This is a genomic window from Coriobacteriia bacterium (genome assembly GCA_030652115.1).
GTDB lineage: Bacteria > Actinomycetota > Coriobacteriia > Anaerosomatales > Anaerosomataceae > UBA6100.
In genome coordinates, this window is sequence record JAUSBK010000001.1 from 97,570 (window position 1) to 111,692 (window position 14,123).

The 14,123-nt window shown below is 67.1% G+C and carries 15 protein-coding genes; 9 read left to right on the forward strand and 6 right to left on the reverse strand.

Annotated features, from left to right (window positions below; translation table 11 throughout):
- Nucleotides 1-4: 4 nt before the first annotated feature.
- A complete protein-coding gene (locus tag Q7W51_00540) occupies nt 5-538 on the reverse strand; it encodes an N-acetyltransferase (GenBank protein ID MDO8846864.1) in 534 nt (177 codons plus the stop codon).
- Nucleotides 539-605: 67 nt separating this feature from the next.
- On the opposite strand from Q7W51_00540, the gene Q7W51_00545 reads away from it, so the two are divergent.
- The 3 genes from Q7W51_00545 to Q7W51_00555 all read left to right on the forward strand — a co-directional run bounded on the left by Q7W51_00545 (nt 606) and on the right by Q7W51_00555 (nt 3,589).
- Nucleotides 606-2,069 carry an aminotransferase class V-fold PLP-dependent enzyme gene (locus Q7W51_00545; protein MDO8846865.1) on the forward strand — a complete coding sequence of 488 codons (1,464 nt, stop codon included), beginning with the start codon at nt 606-608 and terminating at the stop codon, nt 2,067-2,069.
- A 198-nt stretch (nt 2,070-2,267) separates the two neighbouring features.
- Complete coding sequence (locus tag Q7W51_00550) at nt 2,268-2,477, forward strand: hypothetical protein (protein MDO8846866.1); 210 nt, start codon at nt 2,268-2,270, stop codon at nt 2,475-2,477.
- On the forward strand, nt 2,474-3,589 hold the full coding sequence (locus Q7W51_00555; GenBank protein MDO8846867.1) for an FIST N-terminal domain-containing protein: 1,116 nt from the start codon (nt 2,474-2,476) through the stop codon (nt 3,587-3,589). Before Q7W51_00550 ends, Q7W51_00555 begins: the two co-directional genes overlap by 4 nt.
- A 46-nt stretch (nt 3,590-3,635) precedes the next feature.
- On the opposite strand, the gene typA is transcribed toward Q7W51_00555, so the two are convergent.
- Together typA and Q7W51_00565 are read right to left on the reverse strand one after the other, a co-directional pair.
- Nucleotides 3,636-5,444, reverse strand: a complete 1,809-nt coding sequence (gene typA, locus Q7W51_00560) for a translational GTPase TypA (GenBank protein MDO8846868.1) — start codon at nt 5,442-5,444, stop codon at nt 3,636-3,638.
- A 90-nt stretch (nt 5,445-5,534) separates the two neighbouring features.
- Entirely contained in the window at nt 5,535-6,437 is a 903-nt protein-coding gene (locus Q7W51_00565) for a sensor domain-containing diguanylate cyclase (GenBank protein ID MDO8846869.1), read from the reverse strand.
- A gap of 509 nt (nt 6,438-6,946) precedes the next feature.
- Here Q7W51_00565 and Q7W51_00570 point away from each other — a divergent pair.
- The gene (locus Q7W51_00570; GenBank protein ID MDO8846870.1) at nt 6,947-8,134 is read left to right on the forward strand and encodes a radical SAM protein; all 1,188 of its coding nucleotides are present in this window, start codon (nt 6,947-6,949) and stop codon (nt 8,132-8,134) included.
- On the opposite strand, the gene Q7W51_00575 is transcribed toward Q7W51_00570, so the two are convergent.
- Nucleotides 8,131-8,784 (reverse strand): hypothetical protein, encoded by a 654-nt coding sequence (locus Q7W51_00575; protein MDO8846871.1) that lies wholly within the window; start codon nt 8,782-8,784, stop codon nt 8,131-8,133. The genes Q7W51_00570 and Q7W51_00575 overlap by 4 nt on opposite strands.
- 143 nt (nt 8,785-8,927) lie before the next feature.
- Between Q7W51_00575 and Q7W51_00580 the strand changes: the two genes are divergently transcribed.
- The 3 genes from Q7W51_00580 (at nt 8,928) to Q7W51_00590 (ending at nt 10,771) form a co-directional block, all read left to right on the forward strand.
- Complete coding sequence (locus tag Q7W51_00580) at nt 8,928-9,500, forward strand: sigma-70 family RNA polymerase sigma factor (protein MDO8846872.1); 573 nt, start codon at nt 8,928-8,930, stop codon at nt 9,498-9,500.
- Entirely contained in the window at nt 9,487-10,176 is a 690-nt protein-coding gene (locus Q7W51_00585) for a DUF5667 domain-containing protein (protein ID MDO8846873.1), read from the forward strand. The genes Q7W51_00580 and Q7W51_00585 overlap by 14 nt, the downstream gene beginning before the upstream one ends.
- A 139-nt stretch (nt 10,177-10,315) precedes the next feature.
- A complete protein-coding gene (locus Q7W51_00590) occupies nt 10,316-10,771 on the forward strand; it encodes a hypothetical protein (protein ID MDO8846874.1) in 456 nt (151 codons plus the stop codon).
- A gap of 95 nt (nt 10,772-10,866) precedes the next feature.
- Here the strand turns inward: Q7W51_00590 and hisG are convergent, their stop codons facing one another.
- Nucleotides 10,867-11,739, reverse strand: a complete 873-nt coding sequence (hisG, locus tag Q7W51_00595; protein MDO8846875.1) for an ATP phosphoribosyltransferase — start codon at nt 11,737-11,739, stop codon at nt 10,867-10,869.
- Nucleotides 11,740-11,911: 172 nt separating this feature from the next.
- Between hisG and Q7W51_00600 the strand changes: the two genes are divergently transcribed.
- Entirely contained in the window at nt 11,912-12,139 is a 228-nt protein-coding gene (locus tag Q7W51_00600; protein ID MDO8846876.1) for a hypothetical protein, read from the forward strand.
- A complete protein-coding gene (locus tag Q7W51_00605) occupies nt 12,139-12,972 on the forward strand; it encodes a hypothetical protein (GenBank protein ID MDO8846877.1) in 834 nt (277 codons plus the stop codon). Before Q7W51_00600 ends, Q7W51_00605 begins: the two co-directional genes overlap by 1 nt.
- Before the next feature lie 48 nt (nt 12,973-13,020).
- Here the strand turns inward: Q7W51_00605 and rsgA are convergent, their stop codons facing one another.
- Complete coding sequence (gene rsgA / locus Q7W51_00610) at nt 13,021-14,097, reverse strand: ribosome small subunit-dependent GTPase A (GenBank protein MDO8846878.1); 1,077 nt, start codon at nt 14,095-14,097, stop codon at nt 13,021-13,023.
- Nucleotides 14,098-14,123: the final 26 nt, after the last annotated feature.

Genomic DNA, 14,123 nt, shown 5'->3' on the forward strand with positions numbered 1-14,123 from the left:
CGCGCTACGCCACCCACATCGCGGGCTCGTCGAGCGGCGCGGCCACCTGCAACGTGCCGGGCTCGCCGAGAGTGTCGGGCGCCAGTTCGAGCACCTGCCAGCCCCACGCGGGCTCGGCGGGATGTGGCGTGCGCACCCCGCTGGCCCCGGCCTGAACGAAGCCGAACCGCCCGTAGAACTTCGGATCGCCGAAGACGAGCATCGCCACCTCACCGCTATCCTGCGCAAGCGTGATCGCCGCCTCCACGAGCGCCGTGCCCACACCCTCGTGCTGCGCGGCGGGAACGACTGCGAGCGGCGCAAGGAGCAGCAACGGGAAGCCCGGCATGCCGTCGTCGCGGTTGAGCCATGCGCGCGTGAAGAGCACGTGACCTACGAGCTTCCCATCTTCCTCGGCGGCGAACGAGAGCGACGGCACGAACGCGTCGTCGAGCATCAGGTCGCGCGCGAGGTCCGCCTCGAGGTCGCTGCCAAAGGCGGCGCGATGCACCTCGGCGATCTCGGCAGCTTCAGAGGCGTCGGTCGGTCGGATGATCATGGCGGCCCCCTCAACAACGGCCATGCGTGTAGCATGAGGCGCGCAGGTATCTGAAACGGGAGTACCCATGCGCGACCCGCTCGACACATACGGCGATGCCAGCTTCCAGGCTGAAGGAGCGGCCTTCCTCGCCACACATCCCGGCTACGACGCGGACGCGATCGCCGAGCTCCGCGCCACCGAGTACGGGCGGCTGGATGCGTCCGGCTCGACCTACCTCGACCATACGGGCGCCGGGCTCTACGCGGCGTCGCAGGTGACCGGTCACCACGAGGTCCTCGCCACCGGCATCTTCGGCAATCCGCACTCACACAACCCGTCGGCGCTGGCCTCCACGGCGCTCGTTGAGCGGGCCCGCGCCGCGGTGCTGGAACACCTGAACGCCGACCCGGCCGAGTACGACGTTATCTTCACCGGCAACGCGAGTGGCGCGCTCAAACTGGTGGGCGAGGCGTTCCCGTTCACTCCCGCGAGCACGTACGTGTTGCTGTACGACAACCACAACTCGGTCAACGGCATCCGCGAGTACGCGAGGCGCGCCGGGGCGCGCGTGGTGTACGTACCCGTGCGGCCCCCGGAGCTTCGGCTCGATGCCGAGTTGCTCGAGCGCGCGCTGGCTGCACCGTGCGACGCAGGCGCACCGCGGCTATTCGCCTACCCCGCGCAGTCGAACTTCTCCGGCGTGCAGCACCCGCTCGAGTGGATCGCTCGCGCTCGCGCGCTCGGCTGGCGCACGGTGCTCGACGCGGCGGCGTACCTGCCCACCAATCGTCTCGACCTCGCCGAGGTGAAGCCCGACTTCCTGCCCATCTCGTTCTACAAGCTCTTCGGGTATCCCACAGGCGCCGGCGCGCTCGTCGCGCGCCACGAGGCGCTGCGCGAGCTCTGCCGCCCATGGTTCGCAGGCGGCACGATCACGCTCGCCTCGGTGCAGGGCGAAGGATGGTACCGGCTCGCTCCGGGCCATGCGGGCTTCGAGGACGGCACGGCGGACTTCCTCGGCCTGCCGGCCGTCACGATCGGGCTCGAACACCTCGCACGCGTGGGCGTGGAGCGCATCCACCAGCGCGTGATGGCGCTCGCGGACTGGCTGCTCGGCGAGATGGCCGCCGCCACGCACTCCAACGGGGCGCCGCTCTTCACGGTCTTCGGCCCCACCGATCTAAGCGCACGCGGCGCAACGATCGCCTTCTACCTGCTCGATCCCACGGGCGCGGTCTTCGACTGCGCGAGGATCGAACAGCTCGCGGGCGAGGAGCGCATCTCCCTGCGCACGGGCTGCTTCTGCAACCCGGGTGACGGCGAGGTCGCGCACCAGATCACGCGCGCCGAGATGGCGTCGTGTTTCGAGGAGCCCGAGGTCCCGGTCACGCTCTCGGACTGCCAGGCGATCATCGCCGACCACACCGGCAGGCTCCCGAACACCATCCGCATCTCGCTCGGCATCTCGTCTGACTTCGGCGACGCGTGGCGGTTCATGCGCTTCGCCGGATCGTTCCGGGACCGTGCAGCCGCGGAGATCGTCGCCTAGCCGCGGTTCCGCGCCCGACTCATCGGGGCGAAGGTCGGCGAGGCGCGAGCTGTGCCTGGCCGCAGTCGCAACGAATCGTGTGCGATTCTCTAACGCACCGCCCGCCCGGAGCCGATAGACACCTCGGCGACCGCATCGGTCGCTGGGTAAGAGGACCGCCTCGGCGACGCCGGGACGGACGTATGAGGGGGTGTTCAGTTGGCAGGCAGAGTCCATTCCATGATCGCCACGCTGATCGATCGTCGCGCCAAAGGAGATGCGGTGGCCGCCGCAGGGATCCGGGTCAGGCTGCTCCTGCGGGGCATCGATGCCGATGACTGGGGTCCGACGAGTGATGACGACCCCGCGGTGATTGCGAAGCTCGAGCAGATGATAGCTGAGACCGAGACGATGGGAGCGAGCCGATGAGCGTTGCGACTGCATACTCGACCAAGGCCGACCCGGCGGCGGCTGTGGCGGAAATTCGCGCCGGCCTCGCCGCCGTCGAACCTGCATTGGTGCTTGCGTTTGGATCGCCTGCGCTCGCGCCGGAGGCGACCGCTGCTGCCCTGGCCGCAGCCTTCCCCGGTGCCCGTATCGCCGGCTGCACCACCGCCGGCGAGATCGTGAGCGGCCAGATGCTGAAGGGCTCGCTCGTCGCCATGGCATTCGATGCCGCACATCTCTCTGAGCTCGACGTGCAAGTGGTGACCGGCCTGAGCGACGGAGTGGACGTGGATCCCGCCTTCGCAGGTTTCGCCGAACACTTCGGCACGCCGGTCTCTGCCATGCCGCTCTCCGAGTACGTCGGCATCGTTCTTGTCGATGGCCTTTCCGGAGCGGAAGAACGCCTGATGGAGGCCATCGGCGACCGGACGAACGTGGTCTTTGTCGGCGGCTCCGCCGGTGACGATGTGGCCTTCAAGCAGACACACGTCTTCGCGGACGGCAAAGCCGTGAGCGACGCCGCGGTCCTGGTTCTGATGAAGCCGGGCGTCGGGTTCAGCATCCTGAAGACGCAGAGTTTTGTCACCTCCGAGGCCACCCTCGTGGCCACCAAGACCGACGAGGCCGCGCGCGAGGTGCTCGAGTTCGACGGTCGCCCGGCGGTCGAGGCGTACGCAGAGGCCGTGGGCCTTCCGCTCGAGAGCGCGTCGGACGGCTTCATGAGCCACCCCGTCGGCCTCATGGTGGGCGATGAGCCGTACGTGCGGAGCCCGCAGCAGGCGCTCGAGAACGGGGGCATCCGCTTCTACTGCAACGTCGTTCAGGGCATGGAGTTGGCGGTGCTCAACAGCACCGACATCATCGCCGAGACCCGCACCGCACTGTCCGAAGCCGAGGCGCAGGCAGGCGGACTCTCCGCACTCGTCAACTTCAACTGCATCTTGCGCACGCTCGAGTTGGACGCAAAGGGCCTGAGTGGCGCCTACGGCGAGCTCTTCACCGACATCCCCACGGTCGGGTTCTCCACGTACGGCGAGCAGTACTTCGGCCACATCAACCAGACGGCCACCATGCTCGCGTTCGCCAAGGAGTAAACGGAGCCGCACGGTCGGCGACCTGCGGGTCGCCGACCGTGCGCCCCTAGTTCCGCCGCGCCTTCTTGCGGTCGTTCTCGGCGAGCATCCGCTTGCGCAGGCGGATGGACTTCGGCGTGATCTCCACGAGTTCGTCGTCCTCGATGTACTCGAGCGCCTCTTCGAGTGTGAAGGTGATGGGCGGCGCGAGCTGGATGCTCTTGTCGGCCGACGCGGCGCGCATGTTGGTGAGCTGCTTGGCCTTGGCCACGTTCACGACGAGGTCGTTGTCCTTGGCGTGCTCGCCCACGATCATGCCCTCGTAGCACATCTCGCCCGGGCCGACGAAGAGCTTGCCGCGGGTCTGCAACGCGTCGAGGGCGAAGGCGACGGACTTGTCAGTGGACATCGCGATAAGCGAGCCGTTGATGCGCCCGCCGATGTCGCCCTGGTACGGTCCGTACTCGAAGAAGTGGTGGAAGAGCGTGGCTTCGCCACGCGTGGCGTTCAGGATGCGCGTGCGAAGGCCCATCACGCCGCGGGTCGCGATCTTGAACTCGAGGTGCACGTGCTCGTCGCGCTGCACCATGTCGGTCATCTCGCCGCCGCGGCTGCCGAAGATCTCGATGACCTTGCCGGCGTACTCGCTCGGCACGTCCACCACGGCCTGCTCGATGGGCTCGAGCTTCTTGCCGCCGTCATGCCTGATGATCACCTGCGGCCGGCCCACCTGGAACTCATGGCCTTCCCGGCGCATCGTCTCCATCAGCACCGAGAGGTGGAGCACGCCGCGGCCGGCGACCTCCATGCCGCTCTTGTCCTCACTCTCGGTGATGCGCATCGAGATGTTGGACTCGGCCTCGCGGAGCAGCCGCTCCTTGATCTGGCGGCCACCGACGATGGTGCCCTCCTTGCCCACCAGCGGGCTCGTGGAGGCGGCAAAGACGACGGACATCGTCGGCTCTTCCACGTGGATCGGGTCGAGCTGCACCGGCTCCAGGCGGCAGGTGAACATGTCGCCGATGTCGGCGTCGTCCACGCCTACCACGGCCACGATGTCGCCGGCGTGTGCGCGTTCCGCTTCGGCTCGGCCGAGTGCTTCGAACGTGTAGAGCGCCTTCACGGTGGCCTGATAGCGGCTGCCGTCGTTCTTGATCACGAGGATCCTCTCGCCGTTGTGCATGGTGCCCGAGAAGATGCGCCCGATGCCGATCCGGCCCACGTACTCCGAGTGGTCGATCGTGCAGACCTGCATGGCCACCGGGCCGTCAGGATCCACGTCGGGGGCCGGCACGTGCTGCACGATGGCGTCGAGCAGCGGGGACATGTCCATGTTGCCGTCGTCGGGCTCAAGGCGCGCGTAGCCGTTCACGGCGCTCGTGTAGATGATCGGAAAGTCGAGCTGCGAGTCGTCGGCACCGAGGTCGATCATGAGGTCGAACACTTCGCCGATGACCTCGAGTGGACGGGCACCATCCCGGTCGATCTTGTTGATGACCACGAGCGGCTTGAGCCCATGCTCGAGCGCATGCCGGAGCACGAAGCGCGTCTGCGGCATGGGGCCATCGAAGGCGTCCACGATGAGCAAGCACCCGTCGGCCATCTTGAGTACGCGTTCCACCTCGCCGCCGAAGTCGGCGTGGCCAGGGGTGTCGATGACGTTGATCTTCACGTCACCCCAGCGCACGGAGATGTTCTTGGCGAGGATGGTGATCCCGCGCTCGCGCTCCTGGTCGTTGCTGTCCAGGACCTGGTCGACGACCTGCTGGTTGTCGCGGAAGACGTGCGTGGACTGAAGCAGCCGATCCACGATCGTGGTCTTGCCGTGGTCGACGTGGGCGATGATGGCGATGTTGCGGATGTCAGCGGCGCGCATGGGGAACTCGACTCTCTCGAAGGTGGTGTGCGAAAGCGGTACAGAGTACCACGCCGAGAGCGGAACGCGCACGCACCGCCCCGCTCGCTTCTACAGCGCCTCTCGCCTCTTGCAGTCGTACATCCGGTCGTCCGCCTCGGCCAGCACCTCGGACACCGTCCGCTCACCGTCGATCGTCGAGGACCCGATGCTGAGGCCGATATCGAGGTCATGCCGTGCCCCACACGTCTCGACCGCCTCACGTAGCCGTTCCTCGATGATGTCGAGCTCGGCTCCGCTCTGGCCCCGGAGGAGGATGCCGAATTCATCGCCGCCGATGCGAGCCACCATGTCGATGTCCCTCACGACGGCTTTCATCGCCTGCGCGATCTCCTGCAGCACACGGTCGCCCCGTTCGTGGCCGAAGCGGTCGTTGCACAGTTTGAAGCGGTCCAGGTCGGCGAACATGACCGCCGAGTGGAGCCCTCGGCGCGCGGCGGCCGCCGCCTCCGTCACCGCGACTTCGAACGCCCGGCGATTTGGCAGTCCGGTGAGCGGGTCGTGCGCGGCGAGGTGCGAGAGATCCTCGGCCATCTGTCGCAGGTCGGTGATGTCGTAGCACGCGCCGATGTAGCCAAGAAAGACCCCATCCGGAGCGTAGAATGGCTGACCGAAGTCCCGGATCCAGCGATACTCCCCGTCGTATCGCCTCAGGCGGTACTCCATCACGAAGCGGCTCCTGGCTGCGAAGTTGTGGGTCCAGACGTCCATGCAGTGCTGCGCGTCGTCCTCGTGAACGCCCTCGACCCACCTGTCGCCGATCTCTTCTTCCAGGGTGCGCCCCGTGAACTCGAGCCATGTGGTGTTGAACCAGTCGCACGAGCCCTCCGTGCTGCTTCGCCAGATGAGCGCCGGGAAATCCTGAAGCACCTGCAAGTAGAACTCGTTCGGCTCCGGGCCGAGGCTCGCGGCAGTCGTGCCGCTATCGCGTGCGGTCGGCTCCCCCTTCGCCATGCTGTGCCCCTTCCCGGGCGTTCCGGACATTAGTAGATACCCGCATCCACAGGGCCGTCCCACCTCGCGCCACGACGTCGCCGCATCGAGCCACCCTGCGTGGATACGCAGAGAGGGCCGCCGGTTGCCCGACGACCCTCTCCCATCGCTGCGTTAAGACAGCGACTTGCATGTGTCCTTTGCAGGAGCGCACTCGCGCCTTACGAGGTGGACACCTCCGCAGCGATGCTGTTTCTACTCAACGCTGAATCACCTCCTCGTATCGGCGGAACGCCGGATCGCGCCCTCGGGCGTTGCACCCGTGCCCGGGGTGTAGCGAGCAGCGTGCCGAGATGGGCGATACAGCGATGTTCGACGCATATCAGCGACGAGGACGGCGCACCCTCGGATTCCCGCTCCTGCAGGCGCGTTTGGCTCGCCTCTTGCACGGTGCTACCCTGTTGAGGTTCGTCGCACCCCTCGCCGGCATGGGGCTGCAGGCATCACTCCATTACCAGGAGGCCCACCGCATGGCACACGTCCGCTCGCTCTTCTTCGACGGTCCTCTCGCCGAGTCAGAGAACAAGGCGTTCAGAAACGCGCAGCTCGGCCGTCCGAGCGACATCATCTGGAACATCACCAACCGCTGCAACCTGCGGTGCGACCACTGCTATATGGCGGCCGACGGTCACGTGCTCCCCGAGGAGCTCTCCGATGAGGAGAGCATCGACCTCGTCCGCCGCATGGGTGAGGCCGGCGTGCCGGTCGTCTTCCTATCCGGCGGCGAGCCGATGATGCGCCCCAACTTCTGGGAGATCCTGGCCGAGGTGAACGCACAGGGCGTGCGCCCCACGATCTCGACCAACTGCACGATGATCGACGAGGCCACGGCGAAGCGTCTGAAGGAGTACGGCGTTCGCTGGATCGCGACCTCCATGTACGGACCAGCCGAGTTCCACGACGCGATGGTCGGTGTCCCGGGCACTCATGCGCGCGTGTTGCAGGCGATCAAGGCCCTGCGCGCCGAGGGCGTCGGCGTCGTGCTGAAGACCGCGCTTTCGCAGGACACGTGGCCGTACATCTTCGACATCATCCAGATGGCCAAGGATCACGACTGCGGCATGATCTACATCTGCGACCTCATCACCTCCGGCCGGAGCGAGGGTGAGGACGACTCTCGCGTGACCGTCGAACAATGGCGCGAACTCGCCGACTTCATCGTCGAGGACATGCTCGACCCGGACCTTGAGTTCGAGTACGACGTGGGTGCGCTCCCCTCGGTCATCCCCTACATCGCCGAGCGCTTCATCGAGCGTGGCGTGGACGTGAGCAAGGGACTCGAGCGGCTCAAGACGATCAGCGCCTGCCCGGTCGGCAAGGGCCACATGAACATCAACTCCGAGGGCGGCGTGATGCCCTGCCAGTTCGCGCAGGACTGGGTGGTGGGCAACATCCGCGAGATGAGTCTCGCTGAGGCAACCGAAGCGTGCTATCAGATCGACTTGCAGGAGTCCACGGGTATGTGCGCCCCGGAGAACTGCGAGTACTCGCGCATCTGCCGCGGGTGCCGCGCCAAGGCGTGGCAGCGCGAGGGCGACTCCATGGCCGAGGACCTCACGTGCATCCTGCACCCCGAGCGTGTGCGGACGATCCCTGTTTCACCTCCGGCCGGCCATTCGCCGAGCGCGCCGTGCGCCGTCCCGGGCGGCTGCGGCTAGTCGAACGCGCGCGGCTCCGTAGGCCCGAGCAACGCCGGCTCGATGGCCTCAGGCCGGAGCACGGGGTTGCGCGGCTCGCGCACGGGTAGCATCGCGCGATACTCCTCGAGCGCAGCTGCAGCACGTGCTGCCCTTCGTGGTTCGGTGAAGCCCCAGACAAGTAGGCCGAACGCCGCAAGGACGAGCAGCACCGACAACACGCGGACTCCGAGGGCGATGCCGTCGGTCACATCGAGCGCATCGAACACGCCCGGCCCCAGCAGGTACGCCCAGTCATGCCCGCCCTGCCCGCCGAGCAACGGCAGTACCCGCCTGGTGGCGTCGTAGATGTAGACGCTCACGTTGTTCGTCGAGGCGCCCGCCCAGGCAAGCATGATCGCCGCGGAAACCCGATCGCGGCGGGCGATCGCGAAGTATGCGCCCAGGCCAAGTGGGACCGCCACTTGCAGGAACGAACCCGCGGACGCGGTCAGCGGCCTGGGCGCCCAGAACATCGTGAGCAGGTGGCCGAGCTCGTGAAAGCCAAGGTCGGCGTAGCTGAAGGGAAAGACCCAGCCGTCGCCGGTGTACGCGCCGAGTGCCACGTATGCCACCGCGACGGCGCCGGCAGCCCAACGCCACGTTGTCTTCCATGCCTCCGGCGTGTCCATGCCCAAGGTATCGGCGACGCGAGGCCCACTCTGAAGTCGCTCCGGACAGGCCCCCACGCCGCGAACACGCCGGTCCGCCTCCCACCCGTCTGCGCTATCCAGTAACGTAGACGCGTCATTCAACGTTATTGGAGTTGTAGTGCATGGATAGGCCGGCGTCGAGCCCGCAGAAGATCGCGCGTCTCGTGCAGCGAGCCCGCAAGGGCGATGTCGTTGCGTACGGCGGTCTCTACGACGAGTACGCCGACCGGGTCTATGCGTTCGTGCGGACACGGACGCGTTCGGTGCACGACGCCGAGGACGTCACTGCGACCGTGTTCTTGAAAGCATGGGAGTCGATCCGGTCGTACGACGATCGGGGGCTGCCGTTCTCGGCGTGGCTGTTCCGCATCGCGCGCAACGCCAGCATCGACGAGCACCGGCGGAGCGCCCGGACGCCGATACCGACCGAAGAGCCGGCTGCCGACCGCGCGATCGAGGGTCCCGATGAGACCGTCATCGCCAAGGTCGACACCGAGAAGCTTCGCCAGGCGGTGCGGATGCTCACCGAGGAACAGGCATCGGTGATCGCGCTGCGGTTCTGGTGGGACCTGAGCCTCAAGGAGACCGCCGAGGCACTGGGCAAGAACGAGAATGCGGTCAAGGCGTTACAGCACCGCGCGACGAGAACGCTGGCGCGGATGCTGCAGGAGGACGGCGCAAATGAGCACTCATAACGATCGCATGCCGGAGAATGTGGCCGAGGCGCTGTCGCGCTCGGCCGAGCGCATGACGGACGACGCACGCGCAGGCGTCCGGCAGACGGTCATGGGCGCCATCCGCCACGATTCTCGCGCGCACTACCTCGCATCGATCTCCCACCGGGTCGCGGCCACACTGGCAGCGCTCGGACTGCTCGGCAGCGGGGTAGCATACGCCGCTGACAATGCCCTGCCCGGCGATACCCTCTATGAACTCAAGCGCGCCGCGGAGAACGCCCTCGTGGCTGTTCTTCCGCCCGGAGCGCTCGAGGACAGTGTGCTCGTAGGCGTCGCGGGCCGACGTGCCGAAGAGGCGGCCAGTCTCGCCTCGAAAGGCGCGGCCCAGCACCTCGTCAACGACGCGATCGGCGAACTCCGTATCGCCGTCCAGGAGGCCGAGGCTGCGAACGGCCCGCTCACCAACGAGGATGCCACCCGCATCCAGGAACGTGGCGAGGATGCTCCCGAGCCCACGCGCGAGGCGATCTCCAGCGCCGTGAACGCTCCTGACGGCGCCGGAACGAGCGGCGGCTCCGGCTCGTCGCCCGCCACACCGGGCGACGGCGGCACCACGCCGGGCGGCGGCTATCAGGGAAACCCTGACGCACCGGGCGGCTCGCCCGATACGACCGGCGGCGCCGGACCCCGGTAGCGCGCGGCCGCATTCTCGGCTTCAGGGATTCGCTTCCCGGTTTCCCCACAATGGCCGTAACCCAGATTCGTCCCGCACCGTTCTTCCTCATGTAGCGCGGGGGCGACGGCCGTGTCTACTAGTCAAGGAGTGATGCGTGATGAGGAAGACCCTGATAGCGGTACTAGCAGTGGCGATGTTGGCAGCCATGGTGGTTCCGGCATTCGCTGCCGAGCAGGCCGCGACGCAGGCCAAGGTCGGCGGGCAGGATCTCGAAAATCCCGTCCAGGCACAGGTCCAGGCACAGGTGCAGGCCGAGGAATGCGCCGACTGCGTGGGCACGCAGGCGCAGACCCAGGCCCAGGTGGGCCAGTCCGACGACGAGTCCTCCGACGTGACGGCCGCCGGCGACGAGCTCCAACTCAAGGACCGTGAGCAGCTCCGCGACGGCAGCTGCACCGACTGTGACGGAACCCCCGACCAGGTGCGCGATCGCATCGGTGTCGATGATGAGACCTCTGACGTAGCGGAATCGGATGGGGAGCCGATGGGATGGCTCGCCAAGTTCCTCTACAGGTTCAAGGAGGCATTCGCTTTCACGTCCGGGCGTGTCTGATCGTTCCCCCGCATCGACAGCACGCCAGGAAGGCGCCCGCACTTCGGGCGCCTTTCCCTATTCCGGGGGACGGTTGCCGACCTGCAGACTGACCCTCAGCGCACGATCTTGGTGATCGGCATCTCGAGGATGTCCTCGGCACCTGCACCCTTCAGCCGGGGGATCAGGATGTTCACGGTCGCCTTGTCGGCTACCGTCGTGATCTCGTAGTCGTCCGACCCGTAGAGCTGGCTCACCGTGGGACGCTTCATGGCCGGCAGTTCGGCGATGACCGAATCGAGCCGGGCGGCCGGCACGTTCATGGACAGCAGCACGCGACCCCGGGCTTCGATCACGCCGAGGAGCAGGGTGCGGACCTCCTCGATCGCCTGGCGCTTCTCTGGATCTTCCCAGGCGGCGCGATTCGCGAAGAGCCGTGTGGTCGACTCGAGAATCACATCCACGATACGAAGGCCGTTCTGCCTGAGCGTCGAGCCCGTCTCCGTCAGGTCCACGAGGGCGTCCATGAGTTCGGGCACCTTGGCTTCGGTGGCGCCGTAGCTGTAGAAGACCTCGACGGGCACGCCGAGCTGCTCGAAGAAGGCCCGTGTGACGTTCGGGAACTCCGTGGTGATGCGGCTGCCGGGCGCGATCTCGGCCGCGGAGCGCACGGGCGAGTCCTCGGCCACGGCGAGCACCATCTTGACGACGCCCGTCCCCGTCTTCGCGTAGGGCAGCTCCGCAACCTCCACGATGTCGGCCCCCGACTCGGTCACCCAGTCGTGACCCGAGATGCCGAGGTCGAAGTGGCCGTCTGCAACGTAGTGCGGGATCTCCTGCGGTCGCAGGATCTTCACGCGCGCGATGCGCGGATCGGCGATCGTGGGATTGTAGGCGCGGCCCGTCGCCCGTATGGCCAGGTCGGCTTCCGCGAAGAGCACCTTCGTCTGCTCCTCGAGACTGCCTTTGGGAAGTGCGATGGACAGCATGGGTTCTCCTGTCGGCGAGGGTGCGCGCGCGTCACTGTCACTACACTATAGTGCACTGCAGTGCTGCTGTACCGCAGTGCTTCCGTTGACCCCCTCCCGCCGGTGATAGACAATCACGGGGGGCACCGGCTCGGCGCATGGCCGTGCACAAGCGGATGCGAGAGGGGACGCAATGGGGGGACTGGCTACGACCGCGATCAGCGCGCTCGAGCCGCTCGTGGGCAGCATGGCAGCGTCCACCTGTGTTCGGGCGACAGCGCTCTCACTCGGCAAGACCGCTGACAGTCTGGCGGGAGAAGACCTTCCGGCTCTCGAGGAGAACATACGGCGCCTCCTGGGGCCCATCGCGCCCGAGGGCGTTATCGCCGAAGTCATCCGCGAGATCGAAGGAGGCCTGTGATGAGCGCTTCTGCATCTGCTGCTGACCGCGGCGCGTCACGACCCTCCTCGCGCGCACCCATCGCGATCCTCGTCGCACTCTCTGCGCTCTACCTCCCGCTCCGCTACATGATGGAGTCGGAGTCCGTGAGCGACGCGCTGTACAACGGCGCCTACCTCTACGGCACCGCACTGCAGATCGTGCTCGCGGCGGTCATCATCGCAGTCGCCGTCACGGTCGGCATGAAGCAGAGTATCGGCCGGCAGTGGCTTCTGATCGGCGTGGGCGTCTCGCTGTACGCTCTGGGCGACGTCACCTGGACGATGTTCGACCTGTTCCTGGGCATCGACCCGTACCCGAGCATCGCCGATGTCTTCTACACCGCCGAGTATGTGTTCTTCGTCGCTGCGATGGTGCTCGCGATTCGCGCCTACAGCGGCCTGGTCAAGACACGGACTCCGATCATCATCGGCGCGACCCTAGCGGTCATCGGCGTCGCCATCGTCTACTTCGTCCTGCTCAAGCCGTACATATTCGCCGAGGGTGTTGCGGGACTCGGGTTATGGGGTTTCGTCGTCAGTACGCTCTACCCGGTGGGCGACATCGCGCTCATGCTCGCTCCCGCCGTCGCACTCGCGCTCGTGGTGCGACAGCTCGGCGCCGGCAGACTCGCCCGCCCCTGGTGGCTCGTCGTCGTCGGCGCCCTGGTGTTCGCGCTCGTGGACTCGTTCTTCGTCTACGCCGAATGGGCTGGTACGGGACTCACGCCGGCGATGGACATGGGCTACGTACTAGCGAACCTGCTGTTCGCCTGCGCGGCTCTCGTGGCCAAGGACGCGTACCGGGTCGGCTAGCCGAGCGGAACCTCGCCGGAAGCCTGCTCGCAGGGCCCGAACCGGGCCCTAGTGTCGGCCGTCGGTGCGGTGGTACCGCTTGATCGCGCGTGCAAGCGACTTGTCGGCGCTCTTGCGCTCCTGGCGCGCGCGCACGTCGAGCTGCTCGCCCACGAATCGCGCTTCCGCCTGCAGTTCTCGGTAGCTTTCGAGCCGGCGCGCGGGCAGTTCGCCGGCCGCGACCGCCGCCTCCACCGCACACCCCGGCTCGCCGTCGTGACGGCAGTCCCGGAATCGGCAGTCCTTCGCGAATTCGGCCACATCCGCGAACGCGTGATCGATGCCGTCGCCCGACTCCCACATCCCCACCGCGCGAAGCCCCGGCGTGTCGATGACCAGGCCTCCCCCGGCAAGCTGCACGAGCTCGCGGGAGACCGTGGTATGGCGCCCGCGTTGGTCCGAGACCCGTACCTCGCGTGTGGCCCGGATGTCCTCCCCGGCGAGCGCGTTGATGAGCGTCGACTTGCCCGACCCCGACGGACCGATCAGCACCATCGTGGTGCCGGCCTGCAAGTACGCACGGATCTCCTCGAGCCCCTGGGTCGTGACCGTGCTCGTCGCGTGGACGGGCGTCCCGGGCGCGATGGACCGGACGCCATCGAGGGCCGCCTCCAGATCCGCGGACAGGTCGGACTTGGTCAACACGACGACCGGCTGTGCCCCGCTGTCCCACACGAGCGCGAGCTCGCGCTCTATCCGGGCCAGGTTCGGAGCCTCCTCGGACAGCGGATGGGTGATCAGCACCAGGTCGATATTGGCGGCCAGCACCTGAACGCGTGCCGCCCGGCCGGGATCCCGGCGCACGATCGCGGTCGTCCGTTCCAGCACGTACTCGGCCAGAGGCTCGGTCGCATCCCCGCCCAACAGCACCCAGTCGCCGGCCACCGGCATCCCACCGTCAGTGGCGGTCTTGACCAGTCGTGTTGCGGGCCGCGCCATCACGATGCCATCCGCAGTGAACACGAGCAGGAACCCCCGGTCGGAACGCACGACCCGGCCGGGCACGAGTTCCGGCGCGCATTCGGCAGCTTGAGCTGCAAAATACGGGGTGTACCCCAAAGCGATGAGCGGGTCTGCAGGGATCACGGACTGACCTTCAGCCTAGACGACAC